Annotated in this window: 17 protein-coding genes; 12 read left to right on the top strand and 5 right to left on the bottom strand. The window is 61.4% G+C overall.

Annotated features, from left to right (window positions below; genetic code table 11):
• Window positions 1-286: 286 nt before the first annotated feature.
• Together TU73_RS02620 and TU73_RS02615 are read left to right on the top strand one after the other, a co-directional pair.
• Window positions 287-2,077 carry a collagen-like triple helix repeat-containing protein gene (locus tag TU73_RS02620; protein ID WP_082642532.1) on the top strand — a complete coding sequence of 597 codons (1,791 nt, stop codon included), beginning with the start codon at window positions 287-289 and terminating at the stop codon, window positions 2,075-2,077.
• A gap of 185 nt (window positions 2,078-2,262) precedes the next feature.
• Window positions 2,263-3,945 (top strand): ShlB/FhaC/HecB family hemolysin secretion/activation protein, encoded by a 1,683-nt coding sequence (locus TU73_RS02615; protein WP_057010830.1) that lies wholly within the window; start codon window positions 2,263-2,265, stop codon window positions 3,943-3,945.
• A 226-nt stretch (window positions 3,946-4,171) separates the two neighbouring features.
• On the opposite strand, the gene TU73_RS02610 is transcribed toward TU73_RS02615, so the two are convergent.
• Together TU73_RS02610 and TU73_RS02605 are read right to left on the bottom strand one after the other, a co-directional pair.
• A complete protein-coding gene (locus TU73_RS02610; protein WP_057010829.1) occupies window positions 4,172-4,576 on the bottom strand; it encodes a response regulator in 405 nt (134 codons plus the stop codon).
• Window positions 4,577-4,629: 53 nt separating this feature from the next.
• Window positions 4,630-4,827 carry a Flp family type IVb pilin gene (locus TU73_RS02605; protein ID WP_057010828.1) on the bottom strand — a complete coding sequence of 66 codons (198 nt, stop codon included), beginning with the start codon at window positions 4,825-4,827 and terminating at the stop codon, window positions 4,630-4,632.
• 335 nt (window positions 4,828-5,162) lie between these two features.
• On the opposite strand from TU73_RS02605, the gene cpaB reads away from it, so the two are divergent.
• Genes cpaB through TU73_RS02565 form a run of 8 tightly spaced genes read left to right on the top strand, consistent with a single transcriptional unit; the run spans window position 5,163 to window position 12,589 of the window.
• Complete coding sequence (cpaB, locus tag TU73_RS02600; protein WP_057010827.1) at window positions 5,163-6,107, top strand: Flp pilus assembly protein CpaB; 945 nt, start codon at window positions 5,163-5,165, stop codon at window positions 6,105-6,107.
• Window positions 6,108-6,126: 19 nt separating this feature from the next.
• Window positions 6,127-7,332 carry a type II and III secretion system protein family protein gene (locus tag TU73_RS02595; RefSeq protein WP_057010826.1) on the top strand — a complete coding sequence of 402 codons (1,206 nt, stop codon included), beginning with the start codon at window positions 6,127-6,129 and terminating at the stop codon, window positions 7,330-7,332.
• The gene (locus TU73_RS02590) at window positions 7,329-8,522 is read left to right on the top strand and encodes a CpaE/TadZ family protein (RefSeq protein ID WP_057010825.1); all 1,194 of its coding nucleotides are present in this window, start codon (window positions 7,329-7,331) and stop codon (window positions 8,520-8,522) included. The genes TU73_RS02595 and TU73_RS02590 overlap by 4 nt, the downstream gene beginning before the upstream one ends.
• Window positions 8,519-9,790 carry a TadA family conjugal transfer-associated ATPase gene (locus tag TU73_RS02585; RefSeq protein ID WP_057010824.1) on the top strand — a complete coding sequence of 424 codons (1,272 nt, stop codon included), beginning with the start codon at window positions 8,519-8,521 and terminating at the stop codon, window positions 9,788-9,790. The genes TU73_RS02590 and TU73_RS02585 overlap by 4 nt, the downstream gene beginning before the upstream one ends.
• A gap of 9 nt (window positions 9,791-9,799) precedes the next feature.
• Entirely contained in the window at window positions 9,800-10,681 is an 882-nt protein-coding gene (locus TU73_RS02580) for a type II secretion system F family protein (RefSeq protein ID WP_057010823.1), read from the top strand.
• Window position 10,682: 1 nt separating this feature from the next.
• Window positions 10,683-11,570, top strand: a complete 888-nt coding sequence (locus tag TU73_RS02575; protein ID WP_057010822.1) for a type II secretion system F family protein — start codon at window positions 10,683-10,685, stop codon at window positions 11,568-11,570.
• Window positions 11,571-11,580: 10 nt separating this feature from the next.
• On the top strand, window positions 11,581-12,306 hold the full coding sequence (locus TU73_RS02570; RefSeq protein ID WP_057010821.1) for a tetratricopeptide repeat protein: 726 nt from the start codon (window positions 11,581-11,583) through the stop codon (window positions 12,304-12,306).
• Between the two features lie 10 nt (window positions 12,307-12,316).
• The gene (locus tag TU73_RS02565) at window positions 12,317-12,589 is read left to right on the top strand and encodes a DUF3613 domain-containing protein (protein WP_057010820.1); all 273 of its coding nucleotides are present in this window, start codon (window positions 12,317-12,319) and stop codon (window positions 12,587-12,589) included.
• A gap of 39 nt (window positions 12,590-12,628) precedes the next feature.
• On the opposite strand, the gene TU73_RS02560 is transcribed toward TU73_RS02565, so the two are convergent.
• On the bottom strand, window positions 12,629-13,411 hold the full coding sequence (locus TU73_RS02560; RefSeq protein ID WP_057010819.1) for a response regulator transcription factor: 783 nt from the start codon (window positions 13,409-13,411) through the stop codon (window positions 12,629-12,631).
• Window positions 13,412-13,535: 124 nt separating this feature from the next.
• Window positions 13,536-13,985: a prepilin peptidase gene (locus TU73_RS02555; RefSeq protein WP_057010818.1), complete on the bottom strand. Its 450-nt coding sequence runs from the start codon at window positions 13,983-13,985 to the stop codon at window positions 13,536-13,538.
• A gap of 71 nt (window positions 13,986-14,056) precedes the next feature.
• Here TU73_RS02555 and TU73_RS02550 point away from each other — a divergent pair, with 71 nt between their 5' ends.
• Together TU73_RS02550 and TU73_RS02545 are read left to right on the top strand one after the other, a co-directional pair.
• Complete coding sequence (locus tag TU73_RS02550) at window positions 14,057-14,497, top strand: TadE/TadG family type IV pilus assembly protein (RefSeq protein WP_057010817.1); 441 nt, start codon at window positions 14,057-14,059, stop codon at window positions 14,495-14,497.
• A complete protein-coding gene (locus TU73_RS02545) occupies window positions 14,494-17,232 on the top strand; it encodes an ATP-binding protein (RefSeq protein WP_057010816.1) in 2,739 nt (912 codons plus the stop codon). The genes TU73_RS02550 and TU73_RS02545 overlap by 4 nt, the downstream gene beginning before the upstream one ends.
• Here the strand turns inward: TU73_RS02545 and TU73_RS02540 are convergent.
• Window positions 17,217-19,163, bottom strand: a complete 1,947-nt coding sequence (locus TU73_RS02540; RefSeq protein ID WP_057010815.1) for a pilus assembly protein TadG-related protein — start codon at window positions 19,161-19,163, stop codon at window positions 17,217-17,219. The two genes, TU73_RS02545 and TU73_RS02540, sit on opposite strands and share 16 nt — an antisense overlap.
• Between the last annotated feature and the right edge of the window lie 58 nt (window positions 19,164-19,221).

The raw sequence follows: 19,221 nt of genomic DNA, 5'->3' as shown, positions 1-19,221 counted from the left end.
GTATATATACACCCAAAGTTATAGCGGACCTCACGAGGTCCGTTTTTTTTATTTAACCCACTGATTTAAAACATGTAAGTATTTAACAATCATTTTTCCATTACACCCTTCGTATTAGTCGTTAAGCCGACTAAGACCTTATCTATATAAATCGTTAATACCAAGTTGAGCGTTGCACGAAAGAGTGCCTGGGTCTGTGATAACCACACGGACAAACCTATCGCTACCCCAAGAAGTAACGAAGGTTTGAAACAACCAAGGTTGTACCAGGTGCAAGGAACTCATCATGAAAACTCAAGCAGCGTTTTGGAAAGCAAGTACCGCTCTGGCCCTGATCATGGCGATGAGCCTCGGTGGCTGCAGCAGCGGTGGTGGCGGGCATAAATCCAGCGTGGCAGCGTCCTCACCGGATGCAGGAGCAGGTGCCGGCACAGGTGGCGGTGACGGCGGCACGGGCGGTGGCACGGGTGGAACTGGCGGTGGCACCGGCGGCACTGACGGGGGCACGGGTGGCACAGGCGGCGGCACCGGGGGCACTGACGGAGGCACGGGTGGCACAGGCGGCGGCACCGGCGGCACTGATGGAGGCACAGGTGGCACAGGCGGTGGCACCGGCGGCACTGACGGAGGCACGGGTGGCACAGGCGGCGGCACCGGCGGCACAGGTGGAGGCACTGGTGGGACCGGCGGAGGCACTGGCGGCACAGGTGGCACAGGTGGTGGCACCGGCGGAACGGGTGGTGGTACTGGCGGCGGAACTGGCTCGACAACCACCCCACTGATCACCGGCCAGATCGCCGGCACCCTCGGCACCACCGTGGGCAATGTAGGCGCAGCCGTGGGTGATCTTGGCTCGACCTTGACCGGTGTGCCCATCGTCGGCGTGACCGCTGGCGGCCTGGTGACCTCGGCAGGCACTGCTGTCACCAGCATCGGCACCGGCGTGACCACCGGCCTGGGCTCGCTGGGCACCAATAGCAACTCCCTGGGCATTACGGTGGCAGGTGTAGGTAATGGGGTTGCCGACCTGGGCGGCGGTCTCTCGACCACCGGCCAATCGCTGTCGACCACCCTCGGCGGTGTCCCTGTGGTTGGTGGCTTGACCGGCGGTGTCGGCGGTGCGGTCGGTGGCGTAGTCGATAAAGTCGGCACCACGGTGACCATGCTCGGCGATACCCTCAGCACCGCCAGCACCACTGGTGCGCTGGGTTCGCTGACCAATACCCTGGGTAGCAAAGTAGTGGTGCCTGTGGTGTCGCTGGTGGAAAACACCACCGGCAATCTGGGCACCGCAACCGGCCTGGGCACTCCCGTCAATGGCCTGCTGGATAAAGTCGGCTCGACGGTCACCAGCCTGGGTACCCAAGTCGCCAGCACGGGCGGCACCGGCAACCCCGTCACCAGCGTGGTCGGCAGCGTGCTGACCGGCGTCGGTGGCACACTCGATAAGTCCGGCGGTTATGTCGCACCAGCGGGCAGCACTGCAGCCCCCGGCATACCGGAACTGGTGGGTGGCCTGGTGAGTAACGTGGGGACTGGCTTGAATGTGGGCAACACCAACGGCACCGTCAGTGCTGCCGGTGTAACCGGTGGCGCGCTGGGCAACACCATCGCCTCCGTAGGCACCGTGCTGGGTGGTACCGGCGTCGCCAACACCGGCGCCACGGCACCGGTCGCAACGGTAGCAACCAATGTCGGCGCAGCCCTGAACCCCGTGACCTCCGGCGTCACTGCGCTGACGCAAAACATTGGTACCACCACTGGCGTTGGTGCTCCGGTCAACGGCCTGGTGACACAAGTCGGCGGCGCTGTGAGCAGCCTGGGCACTAACCTCACCACAGCCAACGCCAACCCGGTCACCAACACCCTCGGCACTACCGTTACGGCGGTCGGCAACACCGTGAGCTCGGTGGGTGGCCTGGTCACCGGCGGCACTGGCGGCACCAGCGGCGGCCTGCTTGGCGGCCTGAACATCGGCGCCAGCACCACAACCACCGGTACTGCAACGACGACAACCGGCGGCACCACGGCAACGGGCGGTCTTGGCGGTTTGTTGAACGGCCTGACCGGAAAATAGAATTGCACCTGGCCGATTAGACGGCCTCCCCTACAGCGCCTACGCTTGGTTGAGACGAGAGACCCTCATCAGTCTCTCGTCTTTTTTATGGGCGGCAACATAGGTGATGAACCGCCGCCCTGCCGAACCGCGTCCCAGAACCCGGCGGCCCCGAAGCGCTGCTGCAGTTGACCATGGAGTGTCCTATGCGCGTGTTGACACCGTTGTTATTGATGACCCTCAGTGCCTACGTACAGGCCGAGCCCCTTCCCAGCTTTTTGAACAGTAACGACACGATCCGCACCCTGCCGGTCCCCAACCTGCCCGCTGACGCCTACCGACCGGTCACGCCGAAAACCCAAGTGCCTGAAACGTCGCCGACTGCCGGCCAACCCTTATTGATGGACACCAAGGTCACCATCGGCAAGCTGCAGATCGAAGGCGGAACCATTTACCCGCTTACCGAGACGGCCCAAGTCTACGCACCGCTGATTGGTCACGAGACCAACCTCGCACAGTTGATCGAAGCGACCCGTGGTATCACCCGTCGCTACCAGGAGGACGGTTACCTGCTGTCCTATGCGTTCCTGCCGCAGCAAAATTTCGAAAACGGTCTGGTCCGCGTCGTCCTGGTAGAGGGTTACATCAAGGACTACCAGCAAACCGGCGACATCGGCTCGGTGTCGGCCTACGTCGATAAACTGGCGCAAAAGTTGTTGGCCGAACGCCCGCTGACGCGCAAGACCTTCGAGCGCTACACCACGCTGATGAGCCGCATTCCCGGCCTGACCGTACAAGCCCAGGTACCGCCGCCCGGCACAACCGATGGCGCCACGCACATGCAGATCCAGGCCAGCCGCAAGCCTTTCACCACCAGCATGAGCCTGGTACAGAAAAGCCGTGGTGGTACGCAAGCCTTGCTCAGCGCCACCAGCAATTCGCAGACGTTCATGGGCGAACAGCTAACCGTCAGCGGCCTGTTCCCGCCCGGCGAGGACAAAGAGCATTACTACCGTGTGGACTACAACCAGTTCATCAATGCCGAGGGCACCCAACTGGCGCTCGCCGCCGAACGCTATCGCGCCGACCCCAACAGCAACGTGCAACTGGACGGCGGCTTCGAGCTCAAGCCGCACCAGTCGATCGATCGCTATTCCATCGGCCTGAGCCACCCGTTTATCGCCTCTCCTACCGAGTCATTGACCCTGAGCACACGCCTGTACGTGGTGGACCAGACCACCCGTTACAAGCTGGTGGGCTACCCGCTGAGTTTCGACATCGAATCCAACCTGCGCGCCCTCGCCTTCGAGGGTGATTGGCGCAAGGCTGACGCACGCCGGTTACGCATCATCAGCGGCGGCCTGTACCAAGGCATCGACGGTTTTGGCGCCAAGGCGCGCAGTGACCTGGACGTGGCAAAACCCGACCTCGACTTCTTCCGCCTGCGCCTCTCCGGCGTGCAAAGCGACAAGTTCTTCGACAACTGGCAAGGCGTGCTCTCAGGTGCGTTGTACTGGAGCAACAACACCTTGCCCGACAGCGAACGCGCCACCTTCGGCGGGCAAAATTTCGGGCGTGGCTACCCTGACGACCAGGGCTCGGGCGACAAGGGCTGGGGCGTGGCGTATGAGGTCAACTACAGTTTCAATCGCGCCGGCAACTGGGTGAGGGTTGTGCAACCCTACGTGGTACTGGACCGCGCCAAGACCTGGTTCAACGACCTGCCGGTCAAGGCCAGCGACATGTCCTCGGCGGCGGTGGGTTTACGCTTTGGCGACAAGAAGTACTACAACATCGCGCTGGAGGCGGCCAAGCCAATGTCGGATATCGCCCTGGACAGCTTTAACCGCAGGCCACGGTATACGCTGAGTTTCAGTTATCAGCTGTGAAGGGGGCGGCGCGGAACTTGTGGCGAGGGAGCTTGCTCCCGTGACGGCCCGACAGCCGGCGCCTATTTCCCTGACGCCCCTCGATCCAATGTGGGAGCTGGCTTGCCTGCGAAGGCGACCTTCGGGTCGGCCATTTAATTGGGTTGGAATGAGCACATATCCCGGTCGTCCGCCATAGCGCTTTTCGCGAGCAAGCCCGCTCCCACATTTGAGCGGCGTCCGCCCGTTACCGACCAGGTGTAGAGAGGGGAAACAGGCTGTTGAGGGTATCGATCAAGCGCACCAGATAGATCGGCTTGCGGAACAGATCCAGCACCTGCAGGCGCAGCATGTCACTGACATCATCCATCTCGGCATGACCGGACATCACGATCACCGGCAAATGCGAGCGCGAGGTGTGTTCGCGCAAGCGCTTGATCAAGGAAATTCCGCTCTCCTCGGGCATGCGCAGGTCGGTGATGACCAACGCTATATCAGGATGAAGTGTCAATTCTTGCAGGGCGAAAGTAACGGAGGTGGAAGTGAAACAGACGAATCCCTCGTTTTCGAGGGATTCGGCTAACTCAACCAGCGCATCCTCCTCGTCATCCACCAATAGGATTTGCTGGCGTAGTGACGAAGGGTGGCTCATGGGCAGTACCTGATAAAAAAGATTATCGGAACGACAACCTACAGCCCTTACGGTTAAGTCGCTGCTGGCAGCGCATCGGACACCTGCTGGAAAACGCCTTTTATTTTATCGCCCAGCCCAGTACCGAACCCAATGATTACCAATGCAACTATCGCCACGATAATCACATATTCAATGGCCGAAGCCCCGTCTCTGCGACGCAAGAATAACTGAGCGTGAATGTAAAATTTCAAGAACAGGTCAAGGATCATCAGACTTCTCCTTCATGCGCCACAAAGCGCCGTTACTGCTGGCCCGCACGATGATTGCCGTGTGCCACTAGAGCATTGTCAACAAACTTGACACTCACAAGTGTAAGAACGCATTAATCACAAAGTATTAGTCACAGCGCCGCCGTCCCAAGTCCGTTTTCACGGGGGTGTGATTTAGACTACAGATAATTTTTCAATGCGGTAATGGCATTTTGTCCTAGCTGAGCTACCGTCAAATAGCCAAATCGTTAGTTGTTCATCACAGCCAAGTTGCGAATTTAACTCGTTTGGATTAACGGGAATAAAAGCAGTGCAACAGGATAGGGAGCGCCGTCATGAACAGTCGTATCAGCATGGTCCTGGCTGGCTTGCTGCTTATCGGAGCCTTGGTTGCAGGGTATTGGGGCTTGGTGCTGAGCCGTCCGCCGGCACCCGCCGTAGCGCCCTCGCCAGAACCTGTCATTTCCGTTGAAAAAACCGTTGCGATCGTGGAAGACCAGACCCGCCAGCCCGTCGTGGTACTGGTGCACACGGTTGCGCCTTTTGTGCCTCTCACCGCTGCTGATGTCGCCGTGGAAAAACTGCGCATCGTACCGGCCGGCAGCCTGACCAGCGTTGACCAGGCCATCGGCCGCACGCCCTTGCGCGCTCTGAGTGCCGGCACCTGGCTAAACGATGAAAGCTTCAACGCCGGTGGGCCGCTGGCCCGCATGATCCGTGCGAATGAACGCGCGCTGGCGGTCGCCGTCGATGAGGTCATCGGTGCCGGTGGCCAACTGAGCCCCGGCGATTACGTCGACGTCTTGCTGTTCCTGCGCCAGGACAACGCCAATGCCGAGCAATCGGCGCAGGTGATCATTCCCGCAATTCGCCTGCTCAGCGTCGGCGACCAATTGGGGCTGGCCAACGACGGCACACCGGCAGTGCCCCCACCGGCCACTGCCGAAGAGCGCGCCCAAGCTGCACAACGGCGTACCGCCGCGCGCAGTGTTGTGTTGGCAGTGCCCGAAGCGTTGCTGAGCCGGCTGATGCTCGCCTCCCAGGCAGGCACCTTGCGCCTGGCCGTGCGCAGCGCCGACGAGCAACTGCTCAGCCGCTACTGGGCCGGCGAAAGCGACACCCCGGACAAGGTACAAAGCGCCAACCGCGACCTCTACCAATTCACCCAATTAGCCCTCAGCGGACCGCCGAAGAAAATCGCCCCCACGATTGCCGACACCGGCCAGCGTCGCGGCGTCGAAGTGATTCGCGGCGCAGCATCAGCACCCCAAACCCCCTGATTGAACAAGGATGCCTTGAATGAGCCAACGCTACGCTCAATTGGCCTTGGCCTTGATGCTGCCGTGCTTGCCCGTGGGCATGGCGATGGCAGCATCGGGTAACTGCAACGCCCTGGGCCAACTGCCCGCTGTGGTTGAGGTGGGCGAGGGTTTGCAAACCGAACTGCACTCTCCGGTGGCGATCACGCGCCTGGCCATTGGTGACCCGAAAATCGCCGACGTGCGCGTCAATGGCGAGCGCAATTTTCTGCTGACCGGCGTCGGCACGGGCGCCACCAGCCTGATGGTGTGGACGAGCTGTTCGACCACACCGCGCCAGAGCATGGTGTTCGTCAAGGGCAAGGCAACTTCGGCGCTGACCAGCCAATCCCTGTTGCCCTCCGAAGACCCGACACTGCCCAGCCAGGTGCAGACCGATATCCGCTTCGTCGAAGTCAGCCGCACCAAGCTCAAGGAGGCCAGCACCAAGATCCTCGGCATGGGCAAGAATTTCTTCCTCGGCAGCCCCGACCTGCTCTCCCCAGCGGAGAGCGTGTTCAAGCTGCCGGTGAGCGCTGACAGTTTCAACATCGGGTTTGGCGGTGGCCGGGTCAAGGCGTTGATCAACGCCCTGGAAAGTAGTGGCTTTGCCTACACCCTGGCGCGTCCGAGCCTGGTGGCCATGAGCGGCCAGAGCGCGACCTTCCTGGCTGGTGGCGAAGTGCCGATCCCGGTACCCAGTGCCGGCAGCGATACCATCTCCATCGAGTACAAGGAGTTCGGTATCCGCTTGACCCTGACGCCCACAGTGATCGATCACAACCGCATCGCCCTGAAGGTCGCACCGGAAGTCAGCGAACTGGATTACAACAACGCGATCCAGATCGAGGGCATCCAGGTGCCCGCCCTGACCGTACGACGCACCGACACCAGCGTGTCGCTGGCCGATGGCGAAAGCTTCGTGATCAGTGGCCTGATCAGCAGCACCAACCGTTCCACCATCGCCAAGCTCCCGGGCCTGGGCGATATCCCGATCATTGGCGCGTTTTTCCGCGACTCCAATATTCGCAGCGAGGAAAAAGAGCTGCTGATGATTGTCACCCCGCACCTGGTCCGGCCATTGGCGGCCAACGCACAGTTGCCGTCGTTGCCCGGCGAAAAACTGCGCAACTATGACCCGAACTGGTTCCGCCTGTTCTTTCTTGAAAACGGCAACTTCGACCGTCGCAGTGGACTTTCCCAATGAGCGATAGCCTGGGCCAGACCTTCCTGGCAATCACTCGCAACAACACCGACCTGGAGTGGCTGCAGGGCGCGCTGGCCCCGCTTGGCCAAGTGATCAGCGTCGGCGGTGGCAACCTGGATGAATTGCTGGCACTGGTGGACGTGACCTTCGCCAACCTGGTGTTCGTGAGCCTGGACCGCGAACACCTGGTGGCCCAGAGCGCCCTGATCGAAGGCGCCCTGGAAGCCAAGCCGATGCTGGCCGTGGTCGCCCTCGGCGACGGCATGGACAACCAGTTGGTACTGAATGCGATGCGCGCCGGCGCCCGGGATTTTGTCGCCTATGGTTCACGCTCCAGCGAAGTGGCCGGGTTGGTGCGACGCATGAGCAAGCGCCTGCCGCCCACCGCGCCGAACGCCCACCTTGGTGGCCTGACGGTGCTCTACGGCACCCAAGGCAATACCGATGGCGCCCTGATCGCCAGCCACTTGGCGATGGTGGTGCAAAAGAGCGGTCAACAGACACTGCTGCTCGACCTCGGCTTGCCGCGGGGCGACAGCCTGGCGCTGCTGGGCCTGGAGAGTAGCTTCAATTTCGGCGACGCCTTGCGCCACCTGCGCCGTCTTGACACCACACTGATCAACAGCGCCTTCACCAGCACCGACGAGGGCCTGCGCATCCTCGCTTATGCCGCCAGCGACGAACCCCTGGAAGTGACCAGCGCCGCCGAGCTGTACATGTTGCTCAGCGCCTTGCGCCAGCACTTCCAGCACATCGTGGTCAACCTCACCGGGCAGGCTGACAGCGAGCCGTTGCGCACCTTTGTCAGCCACTGCGACAAACTGCTGTGGTGCACCGACCAGGGCGTGCTCGACTGCCGGCGCAACCTCGCGGTGCTGAACCTGTGGCGCGAAAAAGGCATGAAGCTCGACCACGCCCGATTGCTGGTCGACCGCTATATCAAGGGTTGCGCACCCGACACCGAAACCCTGGAAAAGAGCTTCGGCCTGGAGTGCATCGCGGTGCTGCCGCTTAGCCCAGAAGTGCGCCTGAACGCCAAGAACCAGGGGCAGAGCCTGTTCACCCTGGCCCCGCGCGAAGCCCTTACCCACACCTTGCGTCAGTTGGGCGAGCGCCTGGCAAAACGTTCCGAGGGCATGGAAAAACCGTCAACGCGCTGGTTCGAACGTCTACTGGGGCCGGGTCGATGAACGGTGAACAACTCTTCGGCGCCACCACTCGTGGAGCCGCCGGGCGCAACGACCACGACAGCCTGAAAATGGTGCTGCACCGCTACATCATCGATGCCATCGAAGAGACCGGACAGAACCTGCTGGAAGGCTCGCGCCAATCCCTGGCGCAATTTGTCATCGACAAAGTGGCCGAGTACATCACGCGCATGCACCTGGCGATCTCACGTTACGAGATGGAGCGCCTGGCCGAAGAAATCGTCGATGAACTGACCGGTTTCGGCCCGTTGGAAGTGCTGCTGCGCGATGCGTCGGTCACCGAGATCCTGGTCAACGGCCCGCACCGGGTGTTTATCGAACGGGACGGCGTGCTGCACCAGAGCGACCTGCGCTTTATCGATGCGCACCATGTAGAGCGGGTGATGCAGCGTATCCTCGCGCCCCTCGGGCGGCGCCTGGATGAGTCGTCGCCGATGGTTGATGCACGCCTGCCCGACGGCAGCCGGGTCAATGCGATCATCCCGCCGATCGCCTTGGACGGCCCCTGCCTGTCGATCCGTAAATTCCGCAAGGACATGCTCAAGAGCAGCGACCTGGTGGCGATGCAGACCATCGACCAGAGCATCTTCGAGTTTTTCCAGGAGGCCGTGGGCAAACGCTGCAATATCCTCATCAGCGGCGGTACCGGTACCGGCAAGACCACGCTGCTGAATATCCTCAGCCAATTGATCAACCCCCACGAGCGCCTGGTCACCATCGAAGATGTGGCCGAACTGCAACTGGGCCACCCCCATGTGGTGCGCCTGGAAACCCGCCCGCCCAATGCCGAAGGGCATGGCGAGGTCAAGGCCAGCGACCTGATCCGCAACGCCCTGCGAATGCGCCCGGACCGCATCATCCTCGGCGAGATTCGCGGTGTCGAAGTACTCGACGTGATGACCGCCATGAACACCGGCCATGACGGCTCCATGAGCACCGTCCACGCCAACAATGCCCAGGACGCGCTGCTGCGCCTGGAAACCCTGGTAGGCCTGACCGGCCGCGTGGTGGCGGAAAAAACCCTGCGCCAAATGATCTGCGCCGCACTGGATGTGGTGATCCAGCTGACGCGCCTGCCCGATGGGCGCCGCTGCGTCAGCGAGGTGGTGGAAGTGGTCGGTGTGCGCGACGACGTGTATGTCACCAATACCCTGTTCCGCTTCGACCGCCGTGCCGGCTTTGGCTTTCTGCGCGAAGCGTTGCATCCGGCCGGCGACAAGCTGCGGCGCGAAACGCAATTGCCGTTATAGGGGGGCGTCATGACCGGACTTATCCTGCTGCTTATCTGCGTTCTGCTGGTCAGCCTGTCCATCTGGCTGTTCCAGCGCGGGCTGCGCCAGGCCGGCACCGACCGCGTGCTGGAGCGCCTCGCCGACGGCCAGCCCGCCCCCCAGGAATCGAACAGCAGCTGGGTCGCCATGGAACGGATGTTCCAGCGCGCCGGCCTGGGCAAACCCACCGATCGCCTTGGGCTGTGGTTGAGCGGCTGGGGGGTGGCCATGCTGCTGGGCTACTTGCTGGCCGACTGGCTGGGCCTGCTCGCCATGCTGCTGGTGCCGCCGTTGCTGTTGCGCCTGTACATCGCCTGGCGCTATCAACGGCGTGTGCAGCGCATGATCGAACAACTACCGCAATTGCTCGACCACAGCGTGCGCAGCCTCAAGTCCGGGCGCACCCTGGCCGACGCCGTGCTGGGCGCAATCGAAAGCACCGAAGCCCCCCTCAGGCAGGCGATGAGCCGCATCCAGCGCAATGTACAAATGGGCGTGAGCCTGCCGGAGTCCGCCAGCGATTTTGCCGAGTTCTACGAGCGCGATGAGTTTCGCCTGTTTGCCCTGGGCCTGAAGGTCAACCACCGCTACGGCGGCAACGCCAGCGAGCTGCTGGAAAACCTGATCAAGATGATCCGCGAGCGCGAGCAGGGTGCGCGCCAACTCAAGGCCATGACCGGTGAAACACGCATGACCGCCTATGTTCTGGCGGGGTTGCCCATCGCCATGGTCGGCTACTTCCTGATGGTCAACCCGGGCTACCTGATGAGCATGTGGAATGACGGAACCGGGCGCTACCTGCTGCTGGGAGCGGTAGCGCTCGACATCACGGGCACCTTCGTCATGTGGCGCATGTTGCGGAGTATTTGAGATGGCCATCCTGATCAGCCTCCTGCTGTTACTCGCCGCCGTGGTCTTGATCGCCGGCAACCTGCTGGAGCAACGCCGCCGCCAGCGCATGGTCAACCAACGCCTGCAAGGCCAACTGGCCCGCGAAGACAAACTTGGCAGCCTGATGCGCCAACTGGGCGCCAGCTCGATGGCGCAGCGCTCGGTCAGCCTGGACAACGAAACACAGACCCTGCTCAACCGCGTCGGCTGGCGTAAGCCCAACCAGCGCTCCATGTTCGCCGCCTGCCAGGTCGGCGCGCCCATCGTGCTGCTGGGCCTGACCGTGCTCGGCCAGCAACTGCTGTTTGCCCATGCGGTCTCGCCGTGGATCGCGCCGGCCATTGCCTTGGGGGTCGGTTACCTGTTGCCCAAGCGTGTGTTGGCCCTCAGCGCGAAATACCGCCAGGAACGCATCGCGCGGGAGATCTCCACATTCATTCCGTTGCTGCGCATCCTGTTCGAATCCGGCATGGCGGTTGAACAGTCGCTGCGGGTGTTGAGTATCGACGCCCAGCGCCTGCTTCCGGACCTGACCCACGAACTGCGCCTGATCCTGGTACGGGTCGACTCGGGCCTGGAGTTGTCGGAGGAACTGGGCAAGACCGCGCGCCTGCTGGCCGTGGATGAGTTCACCGACACCTGCATCATTCTCCAGCAATTGATCCAGCAGGGTGGCGGTGCCATGAAATCACTGTTGGCGCTCAAGCAGTTGCTCGATGACCGCCGCCTGACCCGCTTGCAGGAATACATCTCGAAGATGTCGGCGAAGATGTCCGTGGTGATGATGGTGTTCCTGTTTCCCGCCCTGCTGACTGTGCTTGGGGGGCCGGCCTTTATCGCCATCGCCCGGGCTTTGAATAACTTCTGAGGAGCCTGCCATGAAGCCACTGATTGTCGCCTTGAGCCTGCTGATGCTGGGCGGCTGTGCCAGCAATGGCCAGGTTCCATGGGCCGGATTGCTGGAGCCCGGCAGTTGCCCCAAGCCCAGTTCAGACCAGGAGCTTTCATTGAACCTGGCCGATGACATGGCCAACGAAGGCAAGCTGCACGCCAGCCTGGCCAACCTGCAGGGCCTGCCCAATGCCCTGCCCCAGGTGCGCCAGCGCCAGGCCCGTGCCTACCGCTTGCTGGGACGCAGCGAGGCCGAGGCGCTGTACCGCAGCCTGTTGGGCACCTGCCTGGCTGCCGATGGCGAGCACGGCCTGGGGCAATTGGCGTCGGCCAAGGGCGACAAAGGCCAGGCCATGGCCCACCTGCAACGTGCTGCAAAGCTGGCGCCCACCGACGAGAAAATCCGCAATGACCTGGGCGTGGTGTACCTCGATCAACTGCGCCTGGAAGACGCACGTTTCGAATTCATGACCGCCATCGAGCTCAAGCAGAGCGATCAGTTGGCGGCGGTGAACCTGGTGACCTTGCTGATTTATCAGGACAACTGGGAACAGGCCGCCAGAGTGGTCGGCCAACTTGGCCTGAGCCCCGAACAGGTGACCCTAGCCCAGGCGCGGGCGCAACACCTCAAGGGCTCAACCGCTGCGGCAGTGCGCCCATCCAAAGATCAGGTAGCGGCAGTCAGCGACGCGCTTCCGGCGTTTGTGAAATAAGGAGTCGATGATGAAATTGTATTACCTCGCCGGCCTTGGATTGCTGGCAATGCCCCTTCTCACATCGGCCATTGAGGCCGGGCCATCTTCCCCACGGCAAGCGGAAACCGAAAACTGGATGGCGCTGCAACTAAGCGGCCGCGCAGCCTCGGCCAACCCGCAGAAGACCACGTCGGCAGAACGCGAGCAGGCACTCAAGCGCTGGCTGGACAGTAACAAGCATCCGATCCCGGAGTTCTTTGATCAGAAGGTGGGCGGGTCTGCACAGGGTGGGAGCAAATAGCCAAGCCTATATCCCACTGTAGGAGCAGGCGCCGGGCCTTCAGTGCGCTGTCACCCGCTGGCGCATCGCCGAGTTGCTGGGTGACAGCGCCAGCGCCAACTGGGTACGGTTATGCATATGGGTCAGGCGCAATACCTGGGACACATACAGCTTGACCGTGTTCTCGGTAATCCCCAGTTCACAGGCGATCTGGTAGTTGGTCTGGCCCTTGCCCACCAGGCGTGCCACATCCAGCTGGCGCGGTGACAATTGGTTGAAGATCGCCGGGGTTTCCAATGGCCCGGCGTCATCGGCCAGCGGCTCGCCGTTGGTGTCCTTGGGTGGGTTGCGACGCACCTTGTCCAGGTCCATATACAAGTCGTTGATCGATTCGGACAAATACTGCAACTTCTGGTTAAGCTTACCCAGATGCAGGTCTTTTTGCCGTTCCTCCAAGGCCGCTTCCTGGCGCTTCAAGCCTTCGAGCAATTCGTCGAGGTTGATCGGCTTCTGGTAATAATCGGCAATCCCCGCGCGCAGGGCCTTGATCACATCCTGCTTGTCGGCACGCCCGGTGAGCATGATCGCTTCGAACGCACGATGTTTGCCGGCGACCTGTTGCAGAGCCTGCACCAGCTCAATGCCGTCCATGTCCGGCATATGCAAGTCACACAGCACCAGACCTATCAAGGGGTCGTCGCCGAAGCGTTGGATAGCTTGCTGGCTGGACTCGCACGGGACACAACGGAACCCGCTGCTTTCGAGAAACTCACAGAGCTCCTCCACGATCAACGGTTGATCGTCGACCACGAGCACTTTAACTGCAGATGTAAGCTTGTTCACGCGCTACTCCATGCCTGGCAAGCCAAAAGGACGACCTATTTCTTGACGAAAAATCCTATACAACGACTTATTAAACGTAGACGTACTTTCCAACTATGTATATAGCATTAATCAATTCGAGCGTTTAATGGATCCAGAACCAGCAGCCGGCAAAACCTATCAAAACGAAGGGCGCAAAAGGCTGTTTTGTTGACGCTTTTTCTGCCCGCTCAACCTGGCTCGCGCTAAGCCATTGATGCACAAATGTCCAGGCCAGCATGGCGACCGCGGCGCCAATCAGCGACCCCAATAAATAGTCGGTATTGGACGCCAGGCCCAGGGCGGCGAGCAGCTTCACATCCCCCGCGCCGAAGCGCCCCAGCGCATAACCCGGCAGGGTCAGTATCAGCGCCAGAACCAAGGCCAGGCCGCCTTCGCTGCGGGGCGCACCGCCCCAGGTCGACCCTGCCCATAGCAGGTAGATCAACGCCAGCAAACCAGCACCCAAGGTCAGCGTATTGGCAATCTGGCGCTGGCGAATATCCTGCACCGCACACAGGCCCAACCACAGCAGAATCACTGCATTCTGGATCACGTAAAAAACATCCCTTTTTGTCGAATGATTCTATGCTGATATCAGGTACTCGCCTCAGGGTAGACGCAGTGATGAAATCAGGCTTCCCGAGAAAGCAAAAAGGTGCGGCGGCCATCGAGTTTGCCTTAGTCTTCGTGATCTTCTTTGCGGTGTTCTACGGCATGCTGAGCTACAGCTTGCCACTGCTGTTGATGCAGTCGTTTCATCAGGCGGCAGCGGAGGGCGTGCGCCGCAGTGTGTCCCTGGACCCAAGTACCGCAGGCTATTCGGCACTGGTGGTACAGCGCGCCAAGGATGCGGCGCAGGCCCAGTTGAATTGGATTCCCGGCTCGTTGAAATTCTTGCCCGGCTACATCACCGCCACCTACACCAATAATAATTTGCTGACGGTAAAAATCACCTACCCCTCGGCCAATATCAAAGCGGTGCTGCCGGCCTTGGTACTGCCTGGGGTTGGCAGCGTACCGAACCTGCCCGCCAACCTCACCGCCACCTCGAGCCTGCAGTTTTGACGGCAGGGGATAAATTGTTCGCGCGCCTGCGCGGGCGCCACAGCGCGCCGGCCATGACCGCGCTGGGCCTGCACCTGCAACTGGACAACCTGGGCCATGTGCTGAGCATCGCCGGCACCTTGCACCCCTTGCTCACCCAGCACTTCACCAACACCCATACCCCACCGTTGCACGCCTTGCTGTGCGCCGACAGCGCATTGAGTGTCGAGGGCGCACCGCAGCAATGGCAACGCCATGGCCTGGACCTGGACTTTCAGGGTGCCGCCGGTCAGGTCCTGCATACCCGCGGCTGGATGGAGCCCGAGGGAGACGGTTGGGCCCTGCATTTGCTGGATATTACTGACCTGCTGGCCGACCGGGCATTGGCGCAGCAGCGCGAACAGAACCATCAGATCGCCGGCCTGATGAACGAACAATTGCGCGTGTGCAGCCTCAACCGCCTACCCCAGGTGTTCAACGAGCATCTGCGCACCGTGGCCCAGCGCTGGCGCATGCCGTGCGTGGCCATGGCGCTGCTCGACGAGGAGGACCAAGGCTGGCGCATCTACAGTCAATATGCTGCCCATGATGCGCCGGCCCTGTGGCAAACCGGGCAACACTTGGGCACCAGCCTGGACAGCATCAACGGCAACACGCCGCTGAGCCTGGACATTGCCCAGGGCCGCAGCGACAACCCGCGCCTGCACAGCGTGTTTGGCAATGCCGATGGCTTCCTGGTGCCTTACCGCGACAGCCAAGGTGTCGCGGCGTGGTTGCTGTGTGGCTTCTACAGTGGCCAGGCGCAACACACTCGCGAGCGCGATTGGCTCAACCTGTGTGCAGCCCTCGCCGCCCCGCTGCTCAGTCGCCTGCGTGAACAGCGTCATCACCAGCAACTGGAACGGGTGGAAGCCCTGCAAGGCCTGCTCGGCACCGGCTGGTGGGAGTTGCTGCCCGCCACCCAGGAAGTCCAACTGGCGCCACAATTACTGCGCAACCTGAGCCTGGAGCAAGGCCCCACCCGACAGGCTCTCGCCACCTGGCTCGAACTGATCCACCCGGCCGACCGCCAGGCGCTCAACAGCCGCCTCCAAGACCTGCAAGCCTTGGGCAAACCCTTGCTGACCAGCGTGCGCCTGCAGCGTACGGAGGCCGAGCAAGCGCCCCTCTGGTACCGCATCCAGGGGCAAGTGTTGGGAGTTGGCAATGAGCGGCGCTGGATCGGTTTCATGCTCGACATCAGCGACATCAAGAACCAGCAGCTGCAAGCCGCCGCTGCCCATGCGCGCCTGGACAACCTGATCGCCAGCTCACCGGCGGTGATCTATGTGCAGCGCTACGTCAACGGCGCGCTGCATCCGGCGTTTTTCAGCGACAGCCTGCTACCACTGCTGGGCTGGACCCTGGCCGACTGCAACCTCGACACGCTGGCGGCGCTGATCCACCCCGACGACCGCGAACTCTACTTTGAACGCACTCGCCAACTGCTACGCGAAGGCAACGTGCGCAGCCGCTACCGGCTGCGCGACAAGCAAGGCCACTACCACTGGCTGCTCGACGAAGCCAAGCTGTTGCGCGACGACCTCGGCCTGCCGGTGGAGGCCGTAGGCTTGTGGCTGGACGTGACCGAGGCGACCCTGGCCGCCGAACAGGTGCGTCAGAGTGAGGAGCGCTATCGCATCCTGGTGGAAGACTCGCCGGCAATGATCTGCCGCTACCGCCCCGACCTGATTCTGACCTTCGGCAACACGCCGCTGGCCAACTATCTGGAATGCCTGCCCGCCCAACTGCCTGGCATCGACCTGGGCCAATGGCTGTCGGATGAACAGCGCGCCGCCTTTGTGCAGCGCATTGCGCGGCTGACCCCGGAATTCCCGGTGAGCACGGCTGAAATCAGCCTGCAACTGCCTGGGCGTGAACATGCCTGGTGGGTGTGGTCGGACCGTGGCGTGTTTGATCAACACGGCACCTTGTTGGAAGTGCAGGCTGTGGGCCGCGACAACACCGAAGTGCGTCGCTCCCAACAACAACTGACCCAAAGCGCAAAAATGGCCACCCTCGGCGAAATGGCCACCGGCCTGGCCCATGAGATCAACCAGCCGCTGAACGTGATGCACATGGCCGTCGTCAACGTGCTCAAGCGCCTGGGCAATGGCGATGTACAAGTGGATTACCTCACGGAAAAACTCCAGCGCATCGACGCCCAGGTGCAACGCGCGGCACGGGTGGTCGACCACATGCGCGTCTTCGGCCGCCGCTCGGAAATCGAACAGCAACCCTTTGACCCGGCGCAGGCGCTGGAGGGCACCTTGGCCCTGCTCAGTGAGGGCCTGCGCGGCAAAGGCGTGGAAGTACGCATCAGCCCTGCGGACTGCTCGGTGCAGGTCAAAGGCTATGTCGATCAATTGGAACAGGTGCTGATCAACCTGATGGTCAACGCCCGCGACGCGCTGCTCAGCCAGCGCGAAAAGACCCCCGGACTGAGCCCCTGGATTGCGCTGCACAGCGAACATGACGGCCGCCACGTACGTATCTGGGTCGAAGACAATGCCGGCGGAATTGACCCGCGTTTACTGGAGCGGATTTTCGAACCGTTCTTCACCACCAAGCCAATCGGTGTGGGCACCGGGCTGGGGCTCTCGGTGAGCTATGGGATCGTGGAAAACATGGGCGGACGCCTGAGCGTCAGCAATGGCGAGGCGGGGGCAAAATTTTGCGTGGAGTTGCCCATCGTACCGGATCAAATCACCAGGTAAGCCCGCCCCATGTGGCAGGTGAGGTTGGCACCGACTTCGGCGTTGCCGAGGTTGATGCCCAGTGCACTTAACAGGCCATCCACAATCGGGTCGAGTACTGGCGACAATACGTTCTTGATCGCGGTTACCAGCGTATTGGTAATGGTCTCGAGTAAACCCGACACAGCCGGCAGGATGCCGCCAGGGGCACTACCGGTTGGGGCAACATAATTCACCTGGATCGCCCCCAAGGTATTGACCAGCCCTTTGACCACCTCTGTCGAGGGAGGAACAGACTTATAGGTGGGCGCCAGATTCATGTCGTTGACCGGAGAAAACAGCAGACTTTGACTCGTCCCTCCCACGGTCGCATGGACGACGGACAGGGATAAGCTACCGCCTACGCCTGCCTTGCGTGGACCACAGCCAAATATCCCCTTGCAGGTCTGTACGCCAATATCCACGAGGGCTACTGGATTCACTTCGGATTTTACTGCGGAGGAAAAGGCCTGCGCCGCATCCACTTTTCCTACGGACACATCTGCAAGCGCAGTCTCAACCTGAACAGTCAGCGATTTTGTGGCATTGCTCGCACAATTGAAATCCGTGACATGGCTTCTCGCGCTCGCCACCTCGATATTGATATCCAGGCCGCTCAACAACTGAACATCAGTGTGATCACAGGGCTTCACAATCAGGCATAACAATGGATCCAGCAGGCTCACCAAATTCAAATGCAACAGGTTATTCACGACACCTGTCACCGGAGTGGTGATGGCGGAAACCGCAGACGTCAGACCATTAATGCCATTCAACACGGGCAGTTGAATGGACACCAACGTACGCACTTGTGCGGTGCGCACAAATATCTGATCGGTTGGCGGGTTATTCGACAAGCCCTTCTTCGCCAGCGCCGGGTTGCCGATGGCCGACAGCTGCGGCGGCTCGATGACTTTGGTCTGGATCGACACATTGCCCACCAGCGGAATAGCGAGCTGCGCCGCCGCACTCACGGCGTTCTTGCTGCTGGATAGCTGCGCCACTGCTTCGAGCAATTGAAACAGCTGCACATTGGAATTCAGCGCCGCCGTCGGGGTGCCGGTGGCGATATCAATCAGGTCGCCCACCGTCAACAGCTTGGTGTTCGGCGCAATGGCTTCTATCGAAATCACGTCATTGACAACCGCGGTGACCGCCGCGCCATTTTTCTGCAAGACCTTGGCCGCGGCGTCGATCAACTGGGTGGCGGAGACCGCTGTGCTGAGTAGCGCATCGTAATCGCCGGCCTTCACGTTCAGGTCGATCGCCAATTGGTCCAGGTAACCGAGCAGGTTGACGTTGGTCTGCAGCAAACCGTTCCAACTCGCCGCCGTGAGCGACAGGCTGCCACCGAGCAGGTTACCCATGACCAGATTAAGCAGGGGGGACTTACTTGAGTCGACGCTGGCCAGGCTGCTGCCGATCGTCAGTTGCGCTACCGGCGGCGGTGTAGCCGCTACGGCAGTGGCGCTCAGGTTGATTTGCGGGGCGATCGGCGCACCACTGAACAGGTTCCACAAGCCGTTGGCGATGCTGATCATTACGGTGTGGGAGGCCACTACGCGAATCGCATCGCTCTTGGTGGCATCGGCGGTAAATACGCGGGTGTTGGTGGCATTGGTCGCCAGGGTGCCGCACGTCACGGCCAGGGTGCGGCCATTGCCGACCACGAAACCGTTGCGCGCGGCGTTTTGCGTGGCATAGGCGTTGGCCGTGGTGCTGGTGCCGCATAGGCCACCGAGGCCAGCCGCTTCCAGCGCCGACGTATCGGCGACCGACTGCAGCTTGCGTTTTTCCAGGTACAAACGCCCGCTGTCGACCGCCAGCAGCGTAAACGCCAGGGCCAATGCCAAGGTACCCGCCGTCATCAAGCCAATTGCCCCACGCTGCCTGGAACCGAATCGGGGAGACATCAAAGCACTCCTGCGCTAACTCTCCGGTGTTGTGCTGGAGTGTAGACAAGGCTTTGGC

The sequence above is a fragment of the Pseudomonas libanensis genome (assembly GCF_001439685.1).
In the GTDB taxonomy this organism is placed as follows: domain Bacteria; phylum Pseudomonadota; class Gammaproteobacteria; order Pseudomonadales; family Pseudomonadaceae; genus Aquipseudomonas; species Aquipseudomonas libanensis.
This window is presented reverse-complemented; position numbering and strand designations above follow the sequence as displayed.